This is a genomic window from Chitinophaga sp. sic0106 (assembly GCF_019219075.1).
Lineage (GTDB): Bacteria > Bacteroidota > Bacteroidia > Chitinophagales > Chitinophagaceae > Chitinophaga.
Genome location: NZ_JAHUWJ010000003.1, coordinates 331,449 through 347,108, shown reverse-complemented (window position 1 = coordinate 347,108; position 15,660 = coordinate 331,449). Strand labels below are relative to the sequence as shown.

Genomic DNA, 15,660 nt, shown 5'->3' with positions numbered 1-15,660 from the left:
AATTACTTTTATCAGAGGGCTTGATAGTGTTCATTGGACCATACGCCAATGGGTTCGTAGTAGTTGCCGGCGCCTGTAACAGCCATGGGCATGGCATGGCCGCCGGTGATGGCGAGCAGTTTCCATAGCTTGTTGCTGCCGGGTTTTAGGGCCATGAGCTGGCGCTGCTGGTCCATCAGCAGCCATTGCTGTTGTTGTGGCACCAGCTGGAGCGACTGCACGGTATATAACTGTTCCGGATATACGGGCATACTGCTGCAAAGGTCTGTTTGATGCGCCAGCACATCCGACCATTGATGCATGCCATGAAAATGCATGGGCGAAGCGGTGAGCTTATATTCCTTCAGAACCGCGCGCAGCGGCTTTACGGAAGGGAAATACACCAGTTCTGCTTTAATGGCGGTACCGGGTTGGAGGGTAAAGGCCGGCGTAGAAAAGTGCCGGGCGTAAAATTGCAGGATGAGTGCTGTTTGCCCGGAGCTTTCTCCGTATAGCCAGTACCGTTCGGTGATGAGTTTATCCTGTTCCGTTATTTGTTTGCCGAGCACCTGCCAGGTGTCTGTTATACCGGGGAGAGATTTAAGGTATTCCTGGTTAACGGTGAATCCGCATTGCTGGCGGATATCCTGTTGCAGGAGTTCCGGCAGCAGTTCCAGATGCAGGTATCCCTGAACGGTGGTATATAGTTTCAGGAGGTGTACCATAAATTGTTGCTGCCATCCTTCCTGGTAGTAGTGTATATCCTGCAGGTTACGGACCATGCCGGCCAGGCCGGGGGCCTGTGCGTCTATGAGCCGGCGTGCGGTATTTTCCCAGTAGGTCTGGTTTTTTTCAGGGAGATGTATGATGCCGTTACGCAGCATATCTTTCATCCACCGGAGTAGTTCTTCAATACCCTCATTTACCCGGGAGGCTCTGACAGCAGGGCTTTTAGCGGAGGAGGTACTGGTGGTAACCGGTGCGGCGGCTTTTTTTTCCTGTGTGGCCTGGCGTTTTTCTATCCATTCGTTTACCCATGCAGGTGAGGCGGTTTCGGGGATATTATCTGTACTGCGGGAATAGAGCAGTAGCAGTGCGATACCATGTTTGCAGGGGAATTTCCTGCTGGGGCAACTGCATTTGAAGGCCAGTTGCTGCAGATCGATCTGTGTTTGGTATGGTTTGCTGCCACTGCCTTTACAGGCGCCCCAGAGGGCAATTGCTGACCTGCCGGTGCTTTCCCATTTGAGCAGGCTGGCCAGGTCCTTACCTGATTTACGGCTGGCATCATCGGGAGCGGTATCGAGTACCTGTTGTTCAGTAAACGTGATGGGCATAAGGCAATTGTATCTTTTCGGATGTAAAAGTAGGCGGGCACTACGCAGTGTATTTGAGTAATGAAAATTTATTTTGAGAAAATATGAACATACAGGTCCGTACGTTTATTTTCGCTTTTGAAACCTAAACAGAACCAGTCTATGCTGAAATTAAAAGTGATTACATCCACCACCCGTCCGGGCAGGAAAGGTCCCATTATTGCCCGCTGGATAGCCGCAGTAGCGGAGCAAACCGGCCACTTCGAAGTGGAAATACTTGATCTTGGCGATATAAATCTGCCAATGATGGATGAAGCTTTTCATCCGCGCATGAAAAAGTACGCGCACGCGCATACGAAAAAATGGAGTGCTACTATTGAGGAAGCAGATGCTTTTTTATTTGTAACCGCAGAATACAATTTTGCTATGCCGGCGCCGCTGAAAAATGCGCTGGATTATTTGTATTGGGAGTGGAACAATAAACCGGCCGGCATTGTCAGTTACGGTGGCGGTTCCGGTGGTACCCGTGCTGCGCAGATGCTGAAGCAGGTGCTGACCGCTCTGAAGGTAATGCCGTTACCGGAAGGCGTGATCCTGAATTTCTTTGATAAAAATATCAATGAGCAGGATGAGTTTGTGGCTACGGAGTCGGCCGATAGGTCCGCGCAAACGATGTTGCATGAAGTGGAGAAGTGGGCAGTGGCGTTGCAGGCTTTGAGACATAAAGAAAATGCCGTCTAACTTTGCGGTTTCCATAAGCCTTTACCAGATATGTTAAAGCATTTCTAAAAGCTACTGCAAACTGACATTTATCATCCTTCACCACCGCGTCATTCCGTACTTTTGTTATACAGAAAAAGATATTGTTTTACGCACTAAAATAGGGTAGTATGGAACAGTTATTTGAAGGAAAGGTGGCGCTGGTAACCGGTGCCGGATCAGGGATTGGTGAAGCGGTGGCACTGTTGTACGCCGGTGGGGGTGCAAAGGTGATTGTGAGTGATGTAAATGAAGAACATGGTGCTAAAGTAGTAGCATCTATTAAGGACAAGGGAGGCGAAGCATCGTTTGTAAAATGTGATGTGAGTAACCCCGAAGATTGCAAACAGCTGGTGGATAAAACGCTGGAACTATACGGCCGCCTGGATATTGCCTGCAACAACGCAGGTATAGGTGGTGAGGCAAAACCAACTGCCGATTACAGTATAGAAACCTATCAGAAAGTCATTGGTGTTAACCTGAATAGTGTCTTTTACGGCATGAAATACCAGTTGCCTGCAATGCTGAAAAGCGGCGGTGGCGCCATCGTAAATATTTCATCCATTCTGGGTGTGGTTGGTTCTGCCAATGCCGCAGCCTATGTGGCCGCAAAACATGGCGTGATTGGATTAACCGAAACGGCTGCTGCGGAATATTCCGCCAAAGGAATCCGTGTAAACGCAGTATGTCCGGGTTATATCAATACACCCCTCCTGGAAATGATGGATGCAACAGCGAAAGCTGCGCTGGTGGGGCTGCACCCTATAGGTCGGCTCGGAAAAGCATCAGAAGTAGCAGAACTGGTTGTATGGCTCAGTTCCGATAAAGCATCCTATGTGACCGGCGGTAAATACCTCGTAGACGGCGCTTATACCGCAGTATAAAAAGCTTTGCTTACCCATCGATATACAGGGTCCGGCCAGTTGGCCGGACCTTTTTTTTATCATGACAGCACTTTTGATGCAAATGCAATAATTTCCCGTATCTTTAGTTACAACCCATAACCCTGAATGCAAAAAATGTTTCTCATGAGCGTTAACCGCATTAAATTGTTTTTTTTCCCCGATCCACAGAAAAAGAACTTCGTGTTTATAACCAAGCTCACTATTTCCCTGCTGGCGATATTGTTACTGGAATTTATCATCGCCTGGATTTATTTGCCCAACAACATTCCTATTCATTTTAACCTCAGAGGGGAAACGGATTATTACGGTGATAAAAGCAGCCTGTGGGTGTTGCTCATCGTGCCGGTTACTATCTTTCTTTGTGCTTCCGCACTGCTGCAGAGCAACCTGATCTCCCATTCCTTTAAACATGAAGCACACCCTGTAGGCAAACATATGGCAGAGGAGAGTAAGCTGATGTTGTATATTGTTCGTGCAGCCGTTGTATTTGTATTCTGTGTGCTCGCCGCTATTACCTACTGGCAAGGACAGCAAACGATTTCATAAACGGGCATTTTTAAGGGTTTCAGCTACGCTAAATCGACTTAGTTGATTTCTGTTAATGTTAAAATAATATCTTAAAATAACAAAATACTATCATCAGATAAGTATTATTTTTCTTTCTTTTGTGATAGTTCTGCAATCGTTTGCAGGAGATACATCAGCCAAAATTATTACTGTAACAACCAAAAGTAAATGTCCCTGTAGAATATCTGAGCAATGAGAACTTGGATTATTACTGTTTTATTCACCACGTTTAGGTACAACTGTGATTTTGTATTTCTGTAGTTAGTCTTGTACTTAATGCATAGCCACGTTTATTAAATGGAAAAATAACAATTCCATCACGACCATCTATTCCCCGGAATCAACACTGATACAGCACGTATAAAAGAGTATACGGTCTGTAACGGAATCTTATTGCTGTAATCGAAACAATTCCCCGGAATCAACGCTGCTGCAGGGCCTGTATCGCTCTGTAACAGACTGCTTATTGCCAAAATTAAAATGTTTTTCTCCTGCCAAAATCAATCGCAATCATCAAGTAAATCTACATTCCATGATCAGAACGCTACGCAAAAATGCTTATGTGTTACTGCTACTGTGGCCGCACCTTTCTTCCGCCGGGCCCAGCGCAGCTACTGGCAATTATGCCACTACGGGGTTTACATCTCCCGTTAAAAAAAATTACTACTCACACGAACGTATATACGAAACTGAAACGTTCGTAAATAAAGAAATCAAAGGCCTGGTGACCGACAGCGCAGGTACGCCGCTGCCGGGAGTAACCGTAGTAGTGAAAAACAAGACCTCTATGGGTACGGTTACTGATATCAACGGCCGCTATATCCTCGTAGTGCCGGAAAACGCCACCGTCATCTTTACCATGATGGGCTTCGAAGCCAGAGAAGTAGCCATCACCACGCAGTCCACCATCAACATGATCCTGAAACCGGCTACCAACACGCTCGGTGAAACAGTGGTAGTGGCCTATGGTACCCAAAAGAAAAGGGAAATGGTAGGCTCAGTCACCTCTATCAACGTAGCTGACCTGAAAGTGCCCAGCAGCAACCTCACCACTGCACTGGCAGGTAGGGCCGCCGGCCTGATCGCTTATCAGCGCAGTGGTGAACCGGGAGCAGATAATGCCGACTTCTTCGTACGCGGTGTGACCACCTTCGGTTATAAAAAAGAACCGCTCATCCTCATCGATGGGGTGGAACTTTCTACCGATGACCTGGCGCGACTCCGCCCGGATGATATCGAGAGCTTTTCTATTATGAAAGATGCCACCTCCACTGCGTTATATGGCGCCAGAGGTGCCAACGGCGTAATCCTGGTTACCACCCGCCACGGTAAGGAAGGCCCCGCGAAAATTAATTTCCGCATGGAAAATTCCTTCTCACAGGCAACCAAAAATCTGGAACTGGCGGACCCCGTAACATATATGGAGTCCTATAATGAAGCACTGAAAACCAGAAATGCCGCCGGCGGCGAATTCTATATGGAAGACCAGATCCGCGGCACCAAAGAAGGAAAAGATCCCCTGATTTACCCGGCAAACGACTGGCAGGATATGCTGTTTAAAAAATGGGCCAACAACCAGCGGGCCAACCTGAACGTAAGCGGTGGCGGATCTGTTGCACGCTACTTTGTATCCGGATCATTCACCAACGATAATGGCGTACTTAAAGTAGATAAACAAAATAATTTTAACAGCAACGTAAGTGTAAAACGGTATACCATACGCGCCAACGTAGATGTGGACCTTACCAAATCCACACTGCTGACCGTGCGCACCAGCAGCAACTTTGATGATTACAAAGGCCCTATGGGCAGCGGCGCTACCACCGGAGGATCATGGGTATACCGGCAGGTAATGCATTCCAATCCGGTACTCTTCCCGGCCTATTATCCAAAAGATGCGGAACATTCTTATGTAAACCACATTATGTTTGGAAACAGCCTCCGAAAAGGTAACCTGCTACTAAACCCTTACGCAGCCATGCTGATGGGCTATAAAGATGAATCAAGGTCGTTTATGTCCGCCCAGATGGAACTGAAACAAAAGCTGGATCAACTTATTCCCGGCCTGAGCTTCCGCACCATGGTAAACGTAAACAGGACCTCTAACTTTTATGTGTTGCGGGCCTACATGCCTTTCTACTATGAAGCCTCCGGCTATAATGCAGATGATAAATCCTATCAGCTGGTGCCATTGAATCCTACAACGGGAACGGAATATTTGAATTTCGCCAATAACGGGGATGATATGAAGAAAGTAAATGCCGTGTTTTACTGGGAATCCGCACTGAACTACGGGCAGTCATTCGGTAAGCATAATATCAGCGGCATGCTGATTAATATCCTCCGCAGCACGGCCAATCCTTCCGGAGAAACCCTGATGGAAACATTGCCGGGCCGCAACTCCGGTATATCGGGCCGCCTTACTTATAACTACGATACCCGTTACTTTGCAGAGTTCAATTTCGGGTATAATGGTTCCGAAAGATTCTATCAAACCAAACGCTTCGGTTTCTTTCCTTCCGGAGGCGTGGCATGGACGATCTCCAACGAGAATTTCTTCAAGAGCAGCAGTATCGCCAATACCATTACTAATCTGAAACTCAGGTCTACCTACGGTTTGGTGGGTAACGATGCCATCGGCGATGGTAGTGAACGTTTCTTCTACCTGTCAAATACCAACCCGAACGACGCAGCCAAAGGTGCCGTATTCGGAACCGACCGCCTCTACAGTGCTCCCGGCTATACGGTAAGCCGCTACTCGAATACTGACATTACCTGGGAAAAGTCCTATCAGGCCAATGCCGCGATAGAACTGAGTATTAAAGATAAACTGAACTTCACGGGAGAGATATACAAATACCGCCGAACCAACATCCTGATGTCCCGCGCGGACCTTCCTTCTACCATGGGATTGAATGCCACACCAAAAGCAAATATTGGTGAAGCGGAAAGTAAGGGTATAGACCTCTCGCTCGATTACAACCAGCACTACGAAAAAAGCTGGTTCCAGGTAATGGCCAACTTCACCTATGCCAGCGGAATTTTTACCAAATATGAGGAACCGGAATACCTGGCGAATGAAGCCTACCGTAGTCGCGTAGGAAGGCCTATCAGCGGTAAAACCGGCCTGATAGCAGAACGCCTTTTTGTAGACGATAAGGAAGCCATTAACTCGCCATTACAGAGTTTGGGTAGTGCCTACGGCGGCGGTGATGTTAAGTACCTTGACCTTAACAAAGATGGGGTGATCAATGCATCCGACATGACCACCATCGGATTTCCGGAAACCCCTGAAATAGTGTATGGATTTGGTTTTTCTGCCGGTTATAAAAACTGGGATATCTCTGCCTTTTTCCAGGGCGTAGGAAGAACTTCTTTCTGGATAGATGCTGACTCCACTGCACCGTTTGTAAATGAAACCCAGTTGCTCAAAGCCTATGCGGATGACCACTGGTCAGAGGATAACCAGAACGTATATGCGTTGTGGCCACGACTCAGCACCACTTACATGAATAATAATTCCGCTGCCAGTACCTGGTGGATGCGCAATGGCGCCTTCCTTCGCCTTAAACAACTGGAGATAGGTTATAATCTCCCTAAAAAATTCCAGAAGCGCCTGCATACTTCCACTTTCAGGATTTATGCGAATGGCACCAATTTATTCTGCCTGTCCGGATTTGATTTGTGGGACGTAGAAATGGGAGGCCTGGGCCTCAAATATCCGGTACAAAGGGTATTCAACGTTGGCGTGAACCTGACTTTTAACTAGGCATTAAATTATCACCTGATGAAACTGACTAAATATATCTTTTACGTGCTGATCACCGGTATGCTTGCAGGCGCTTTGAGCTCCTGTAAAAAGTACCTGGATGTGACGCCTGATAACATTGCGACCATCGAAAATGCATTTACCATGCGTAAGGAGGCGGAGAAATATCTCTTCACCTGTTACAGCTATCTGCCCTCTCATGGCACCATCGCCGGTAATATTGGGATGGCAGCGGGGGACGAGTGGTCGCTCATCTACCCTTACGTGGCAGGTGCTTCGCAGCCTGCCGCTTTTAATGTTGCCGTAGGACTGCAAAACAGCAACGATCCGTTTGTGAGTTGCTGGGATGGTACCGGCGGTATGAAATCGATGTTCCGTGCATTACGCGACTGTAACATCTTCCTGGAAAATATCAACCGGGTGCCGGACATGGAAACTTCTGAAAAAAACCGATGGATCGCAGAAGTAAAGTTCCTGAAAGCCTACTACCATTTCTACCTGGTACGCCTGTACGGACCTATCCCGCTGATACGTGTCAATTTACCGATTGATGCTACTACTGAGCAAACCCGCGTGTATCGTGATCCGATCGATACCTGCTTTAACTACATCACACAGTTGCTGGATGAAGCAAAACCTGATCTGCCGGATCTCCTTTCGAATCTGGCCGCCGAGCAGGGGCGCATTACACAGCCCATTTGTCTGGCAATGAAAGCCAAAGTGCTGGTATATGCTGCCAGCCCGCTTTTTAACGGCAACGCAGACTACAAAGGCTTTACCGACAATAAAAACCGGGCGCTGTTTTCCATACAGCAGGACGACAGTAAATGGCAAAAGGCAGCAGCAGCCTGCAAGGAAGCAATTGATATGTGCCATGAACAAGGCATGAAACTATACGTGTACACGCAGAGTGTGGCAGCCAACTACCTCAGTCCGCAACAGTATACTGAAATGAGTATCCGCAACGCGATCTGTGACCGCTGGAATACAGAACAGATATGGGCGAATCCTAACAGTATGGTCAACGACCTGCAACTGAACAGTATACCCAGAGGCCTTGATCCGCAATACCTGGATAACACCAGTCCACGTGGACAGCTGGCGCCCCCACTGAAAATAGTGGAGAATTTTTATACCAAAAACGGGCTGCCCATGAATGAGGATAAAACCTATCCTTACAGCACCCGCTATAATTTACGTACAGCCGTTACCGAAGAAAAAACAGACCTGGAGGTAGGTTATGTAACCGCCGTACTGAACTTTGACCGGGAGCCCCGTTTCTATGCCAACCTCGGTTTTGACGGTGGTAAATGGTATGGTCAGGGTAAGTATGACGAAAAAGGTACTATCCTGAGTGTAAAGGCAAAAAAGGGACAGGCTGCCAGTCAGCAGGTGCAGTTTGCCTATTCCACTACTGGTTACTGGATTAAGAAATATGTACACTTTCAGGATGTAATCGGTACTTCTTCCACCTTAACCATTCAGCAATACCCCTGGCCGGAATTCCGCCTGGCAGATTTATACCTGCTGGCAGCGGAAGCCATGAACGAAGCCAACGGGCCTACTCCTGATGCGCTTTCTTACATCAATTTGGTGAGAGCAAGAGCTGGCATCCCATCTGTTGAAAACGCCTGGACCAATTTTAGTACGAACCCCTCTAAACCAACTACCAAAGAAGGATTGCGGAGTATCATCCACCAGGAGCGTTATAATGAACTGGCATTTGAAGGACAGCGCTTTTATGACATGCGCCGCTGGAAAGAAGCGCCGGCCATCATGAATGCTCCGCTCACCGGGTGGGATATACAACAGTCCACCACGGAGTTGTACTACAAAACACGTACGATCTTCTTTCAGACATTCAGCCTGAAAGACTATTTCTGGCCAATAAGAGAAAGGAATATTACTGTGAACCGCAATCTTGTTCAAAATCCGGGATGGTAATCTCCGGAAAAAATGAATTGTTATGCAAAAGAGATTTTATTTACTACTACTGTCAGTAATTATAGCAGGCCTGGCTTGTAAAAAAGAAGGGGTGCGGATTTATGCAGATGAAAATGCACCGGCTCCGGCGCCTATCACGAAGTACAACGTGACCAATACGCCTGGTGGTGCCATCATCACCTACACCGTGCCGGATGATCCTAACCTGCTTTATGTAAAAGCGGTCTATAATGCGAATGAGCAAATCAAGCGGGAGGCTAAAACTTCCTACTTCGGTGATACGCTGATTGTGGCGGGTTTCGGAGATACCCTGCCGCATATTGTAAAGCTCTATACCGTAGGCAGAAACGAAAAAGCTTCCGCGCCGGTGGAAGTAACCGTTAACCCACTGTTGCCGCCTGTGTGGACGGCAAAGCGGAGTCTGGACTTCCGGGCCACCTTTGGTGGGGTAGTGGTTATTTACCAGAATCCGGCTGAAGCACCCATCACCTATTTCATTATGCAGGATACTACCGGCAATGGTACCTGGAAAACAGTGAATGTATATACCAGTGCTGCCATCAGTGGCGCTGTTACGGCACGTGGCTTTGACACTATTCCGCAAAAGTTTGCTGTATACTGTAAAGACCGCTGGGGCAATAAATCAGATACGCTCACGGCTACACTGAAGCCGATATTTGAAACACCGATCGATAAGGCGCCTTTTAAAGAAGTATCCCTGCCTTCAGATAATAATATAGGCCATACCTGGTCAGGTTTATCGCTGCGCAACATGACTTTTCTCTGGAATAATGTATGGAACACTGATAATGATTGCTTCCACACCAAAACCAGTGTGGCGCTGATGCCGGCCTGGTTTACTTTTGATATGGGCTATAAAACGGCCCTCAGCCGGTTTAAGCTGTACCACCGTTCCGGTACCAGCGGTGCCTATGTTGGCGGTGATCCTAAGGTATTCGAGATCTATGGCAGCAATAACCCGAATCCGGACGGTAGCTGGGATAGCAGTTGGGAATTGCTGGGACAATTTACCTCCATTAAGCCTACACCGGGTAATACGGTAAGTGCGGAAGACCGCACCTTTGCCTCCGTAAACGGAGAGGATTTTGACATGCCACCGGGTATTCCTGCGGTAAGATTCCTGCGCTTTAAGATATTGCAGACATGGGGCGGATTTACCTATTTCTACATCAGTGAGCTGTCTTTCTGGGGAGCGCGACAATAAACACTATTTACTGACCAGCAATTCATCTGTACATGATCCGAAAAATAATGATTGGAATAGGCGCTGTTTGCAGCCTCTATGCCTGTTCCAAAGTAGACGATAATTTTAAAAATGCGGTAGTGCCTGGGGGCATATTGTACACCGCTAAAACGGAACAGCTGACCACCTGGGCGGGGAGGGGCCGCATCATGCTATCGTGGCGGCGTGGCCCTGATACTAAGGTGAAAGATGCCGTGGTGTATTGGAATACCAAAAAAGATTCCATGATTTTTACGGTGCCGGCTATGAATGCCAATGATTCGGTATTCGCCGTAGTGCCCGGCCTGCCTGAAAGCAGCTATTCCTTTACAGTCATTACCCGTGATGGCAACGGCCACACCTCCGTGCCTACCAGTATACTGGGAAGCACCTACGGTGCGATTTATGAAGCATCCCTGCAACCAAGGGTAATTAAAAGCAGTAAAGCCATTGGCACCGATTTCTGTGTGTATTGGTACAGAAGTAACGACAGCACCAATGTGAATACCCGGTTGATGTACAAGGATGCAGCAGGGATATTGAAAACGGTAGATAACCCCGGTGACCCGGATTCTATTTTGCTAAAAGGGGCGCTTAAGGGCTCGTACTGCCGGTTTCAGACGATGTATAAGCCGAGGAACATGGCCATAGATACGTTTTATTCCAGGGTAGACTCCGTTAAGGTGCCTTAACACTTGCTTTTTAATGCTTACAGGGGAGGGACAATGGCCGGTGGCTCTTGTCCCTCCCCTGTTTAACAGCTTGCCGAAGGCACCCTGTTTAAAGCGAAAAGCCGCAAAATTATCTTGTCAATATTTTGACATCTGGCCGGAATTCCTATTTTTATGGAAGGAATGCAAAGGAACATTAAAAGATTCACAACCAACCGTTGAGCCTTTACACCAAATGCGCAACATTAGTTAACCATTATTATTCCGGCCATGAAAGCTAAAGTGTATACACCGCACCCGGCCCTGCAGGAGTTTGTCCATAACATCGGCGTATATAGTGCCGATTTTACCCAGGAGTCAGGCCTATCCAATATGTACCGTTTCGTACCATCGTACCAGCGTTATATCATGTTTTACCTGGAAGATCCGGTGAAAGTACAACGTGTTTATTCCAATGATTTTGTGGAGAAGTCGGTGAGTCTGACAGTAGGCCCCCTCGAAAAATCAGTTTGGCTGGACATGGGCCGCAAGCACCTGGGCCTGGGGGTAGCCTTTAAGCCCGGTGGGCTTTTCCGCCTGCTCAATATCCATATGACGGAGCTGCATGAACAGGATTTTGATACCCAGCTGTTCCTCGGTCGTGAAATTGATGATATCAACAGCCAGCTGAAAGAGCATATTGAAGACTGGGATAAGATGGTGTTCATCGTGGAGAACTGGCTGCTGAAGAAGGTGGCGCGTTTGAAGCCATCTAATGCGGTAGATTTCGTGATGGATAACCTTATTCAGAATGCCGGTAACATCTCCATAGAAAAAATGGCCTATGATGCCAATATCAGTACCCGGCAGTTTGAAAGAAAATGTGTGGAGCGCACGGGGATGTCGCCCAAGCGCTATGCCCGGCTGATCCGGTTCTGTAAAGCCTATCATCTGAAAGAAAACTTCCCGGACGCCACCTGGACCACCATTGCGCACATGAGTGGTTATTACGACCAGATGCATTTTATCCGTGATTTCAAAGAGTTTGCCGGCATCACCCCGAGCATTATCCGGGAGGAGGAACTGAAAAATACCATTCGCCTGCACAGCTATATGACCTGATAAAAAATGTCGGATTTGTACTATGCAGGAACAAAAGCTCTTGATAACTTTGGAAATAACATTCAACTACTACCTTTCCTTCCGCCATCCGGAAAGTTATTTTTAGGGAGTGATACCCTGTACCGTTGTTTGTTTTCCTCCAAAAAACAAAGACCTTTGCACGGTATCATTCAATTTCCCTTATGGACTACATCGCTGAAAATCCCCGGATTGCCCACTTCTTTGCCGGCAAGTCCGATATCACCAAAGGCTTGTTTAATCACTTTATTGCCGAATATCAAAAAATAAGCAACATCCACCTGGTACCTACCAAAACCATGATCGCCCTGGCCATTAGCGGCGACGAGGGCCCCCGTATTGCCTGGGTATCCCAGCTGGGAAAGAATTTTGTGCATGTGGTATTCCCATTCCGGGAACTGTACCCCGATAACCTTTGCTTCACCAAAATGGCCCAGGTGCCCGGTAGCAATCAATACAACCATCATTTTCGCATGTATGATCCGGAAGATGTAAACGCCGAAGTGAAAAAGTTCATGAAACTGGCCTATAAGACCCTGGGCTAATTTCCCAAAAGCAAACACTTTGTCCGGTATCGGACAGTTTTAATCAGCGTGTATGCATTAACGTGCTGATAATCAGTAACGCTGCATTGGCATTTCGATTGGATGATTATCTCCATAAAATAATCATCCAATGGATAAGGCGATTGCCCAATCAGAAATATCCCGGCGAAACTACAAACGATACCTGTACCTGGCAGTGGCAGCTGCGGTTATTATTGTACTGCTGTTACTGATCCGATCCCTGTTTGCCCCTACTGTTGACCGCAACAGCATCACTACTGCCGTTGCACAAAAAGGCAATATCGAAAATACGCTTACCGCCAGCGGTGTAGTGGTACCCGAATTTGAAGAGGTAATCACCAGTTCCGTTAACGCATCCGTACAACGGGTACTGCTCGATGCCGGCAGCGCCGTGAAAAAGGGACAGTCGGTGCTGTTGCTCGATAAGTCGGCCTCACAACTCCAATATGAAAACGGGCTGTTCCAGCTGGAACTCAAGCGCAACAATATCCGTAAGATGCGCCTGGAGCTGAATAAATCTTTCTACGACCTGCAATCGAACAATACCATCAAGCAACTCCGTATCAACAGCCTGGAAGCCGCTGTAGAAAACGCGCGCCGCCTATTTAAGGCAGGTGGCGGCACCCGCGAAGATATTGAGCAGGCCACTATGAATTTGCAGGTGGCGCAGCAGGAAAAAAAGCAGCTGGAAAATGAGATCACTACCCGGCAGCAATCCATGAAACTGGATATCCAGGAGTCGGAGCTGGCAGCTAAAATACAAGCCAATGAGCTGAAGGAACTGGAACGAAAGCTGGCCCTGGCCGATGTGGTGGCCAGCAGGGCAGGGGTGGTCACCTGGGTAAACCGGAATATTGGCGCCGCTATCAACGAAGGGGAGCCGCTGGCACGCATCGCGGACCTGGGCAGCTTTAAAATTAATGGCAGCATTTCTGATGACTGGGCCGATCAGATTCGTACAGGCCTCCCCGTTATTGTGAAAATAAACGACAGTCTGCTGCGTGGCACCATTGCCAATATACACCCTGCTGTTGAAAACAACATCCTTTCCTTCGATGTGCAGCTGGCCCGCCAGCACCAGCAGCAGCTGCGCCCCAACCAGAAACTGGACATCTACCTGGTAACGGCCAGCCATGAAAACATTGTGCGGGTAGCCAATGGCGCCGCCTTTAAAAGTGGGCAGTCGCAGGATGTATTTGTAGTACGTGATCACATCGCTTACCGCCGCCGCGTGGTGATAGGCCTGGCCAGCTTCGACTATGTAGAAGTGGTGAGCGGCATACAACCCGGCGAAACCGTGATCACCTCGGACATGCGTACGTATGACCAGGTAGAAAAAGTAACCATCAAACACTGAGCGCGGCCATGAAAAAAAGCCTTTATTTATACCTGTTGCTGGTAACCACGCCGGCTGCCGCGCAACTAACGGACACGCTTACACTCTCCCTGCCGGAAGTGATTGACATGGCCAGGGAGCGCTCCATCAGCGCCCGCCAGGCGGCCACCCTCAGGGAAACCCGCTACTGGGAATACCGCAGCTTTAAGTCCAACTACCAGCCACAGCTGGCACTCACAGGTATCCTGCCCGCCTATACGAAATCTTTTAACCAGGTAATTCAGCCGGATGGTACCGCGTTGTTCCAACCGGTTCACAATAATAACTCAACGCTCGATCTCTCCTTCACGCAAAGCATTGCAGCCACAGGAGGCATGATCTTCGGCAGCACTAATCTACAGCGCTTTGATGATTTTGACCGGCATACTACCCAATACAGCGGCTCGCCGTATGGCATCGGGTATAGCCAGCCCCTGTGGCAATTCAATGCTTTAAAATGGAATAAGAAGATAGAACCGTTGCGGTACTATGAAAGTCGCCAGGCCTATATAGAAGATATGGAGCAGGTAGCCATCCGCGCCACCGGCTACTATTTTGACCTGCTGCTGGCGCAGGTAAACCTGCAAACTGCCCGAACCATCCTCAAAAACACTGCGCATATCCAGGAGGTAGCCAATGTGAAGCTGGAGCTGGGAAAAATTTCCCGCAATGAAATACTGCAACTTAAGCTGGAACAGCTGAAAGCCAGCAAGGCAGTGGGTATTGCGAGTCGCGACCTCCAGATCGCCTCCCTCAACATCCGCACCTATACCGGGCTGGATACCACCCAATACATTCAGCTACAGCTGCCGGACGAAATGATGCACATCAGTGTACCTGCGGATAAAGTGCTGGCAGAGGCCTATGCCAACCGCTCCGATGCCATCGCCTTTGTGCGCCGCCTCGCAGAAGCTAAGCGGGATGTGGCAAAAGCCAAAGGTGATAATGGCATCAATGCCATGCTCACTGCGCGACTCGGCTACTCCAACAGCGCCCGCACCGTAGCTAAAGTGTATCAAAACCCGCAGGACCAGCAACTGGTACAGCTTGAATTCTCCATACCTATACTCGACTGGGGAAGGGCACGCTCCCGTACCCGCACCGCGGAAGCAAACCTCAAGTTCACCGAATACGCAGTGGAACAGGACAAGCAGCTGTTTGTACAGCAGATCGTAACACAGGTAACCCTGTTCGACCTGATGAAAGACCAGCTGCAACTCACTGCCGGGGCCGATAGCATTGCCAGCGAGAAGTCTGATATCTCCCGTGAAAGATATGTACTCGGGAACCTTAGCATAACAGACCTCAGTATTGCCTTCCAGGAAAAAGACCAGGCCCGCCGCGATTATATTGCCGCGCTGCGCGACTACTGGAGCGCATGGTACCAGATAAGATATCTCTCTTTATATGATTTTGAATTGCAAAAAAAAATAGATTATAAATAACT

General features: G+C 48.3%; 12 protein-coding genes. 11 read left to right on the top strand and 1 reads right to left on the bottom strand.

From position 1 onward, the window contains the following. Positions 1-11: 11 nt before the first annotated feature. Positions 12-1,316, bottom strand: coding sequence for an SWIM zinc finger domain-containing protein (locus KW844_RS06420; protein WP_255578251.1), 1,305 nt, complete (start codon positions 1,314-1,316; stop codon positions 12-14). A 141-nt stretch (positions 1,317-1,457) separates the two neighbouring features. Here KW844_RS06420 and KW844_RS06415 point away from each other — a divergent pair, with 141 nt between their 5' ends. From KW844_RS06415 to KW844_RS06365, 11 genes are all read left to right on the top strand, one after another. Next, positions 1,458-2,036: an NADPH-dependent FMN reductase gene (locus KW844_RS06415; protein ID WP_218375886.1), complete on the top strand. Its 579-nt coding sequence runs from the start codon at positions 1,458-1,460 to the stop codon at positions 2,034-2,036. A 149-nt stretch (positions 2,037-2,185) separates the two neighbouring features. Then, the gene (locus KW844_RS06410) at positions 2,186-2,938 is read left to right on the top strand and encodes a glucose 1-dehydrogenase (RefSeq protein WP_218375885.1); all 753 of its coding nucleotides are present in this window, start codon (positions 2,186-2,188) and stop codon (positions 2,936-2,938) included. A gap of 144 nt (positions 2,939-3,082) precedes the next feature. Further along, positions 3,083-3,505, top strand: a complete 423-nt coding sequence (locus tag KW844_RS06405) for a DUF1648 domain-containing protein (RefSeq protein ID WP_218375884.1) — start codon at positions 3,083-3,085, stop codon at positions 3,503-3,505. Between the two features lie 553 nt (positions 3,506-4,058). Then, positions 4,059-7,295, top strand: a complete 3,237-nt coding sequence (locus KW844_RS06400) for a TonB-dependent receptor (RefSeq protein ID WP_218375883.1) — start codon at positions 4,059-4,061, stop codon at positions 7,293-7,295. 18 nt (positions 7,296-7,313) lie between these two features. After that, entirely contained in the window at positions 7,314-9,239 is a 1,926-nt protein-coding gene (locus tag KW844_RS06395; RefSeq protein ID WP_218375882.1) for a RagB/SusD family nutrient uptake outer membrane protein, read from the top strand. A gap of 22 nt (positions 9,240-9,261) precedes the next feature. Then, entirely contained in the window at positions 9,262-10,464 is a 1,203-nt protein-coding gene (locus KW844_RS06390; protein WP_218375881.1) for a DUF4959 domain-containing protein, read from the top strand. Between the two features lie 32 nt (positions 10,465-10,496). Then, a complete protein-coding gene (locus KW844_RS06385; protein WP_218375880.1) occupies positions 10,497-11,174 on the top strand; it encodes a DUF4998 domain-containing protein in 678 nt (225 codons plus the stop codon). Between the two features lie 249 nt (positions 11,175-11,423). Then, positions 11,424-12,254 carry an AraC family transcriptional regulator gene (locus KW844_RS06380; protein ID WP_218375879.1) on the top strand — a complete coding sequence of 277 codons (831 nt, stop codon included), beginning with the start codon at positions 11,424-11,426 and terminating at the stop codon, positions 12,252-12,254. A gap of 182 nt (positions 12,255-12,436) precedes the next feature. Next, the gene (locus KW844_RS06375) at positions 12,437-12,817 is read left to right on the top strand and encodes a hypothetical protein (protein ID WP_218375878.1); all 381 of its coding nucleotides are present in this window, start codon (positions 12,437-12,439) and stop codon (positions 12,815-12,817) included. Between the two features lie 130 nt (positions 12,818-12,947). Beyond that, positions 12,948-14,195, top strand: a complete 1,248-nt coding sequence (locus tag KW844_RS06370) for an efflux RND transporter periplasmic adaptor subunit (RefSeq protein WP_218375877.1) — start codon at positions 12,948-12,950, stop codon at positions 14,193-14,195. Between the two features lie 8 nt (positions 14,196-14,203). Beyond that, positions 14,204-15,658, top strand: coding sequence for a TolC family protein (locus KW844_RS06365; protein WP_218375876.1), 1,455 nt, complete (start codon positions 14,204-14,206; stop codon positions 15,656-15,658). Positions 15,659-15,660 lie beyond the last annotated feature (2 nt).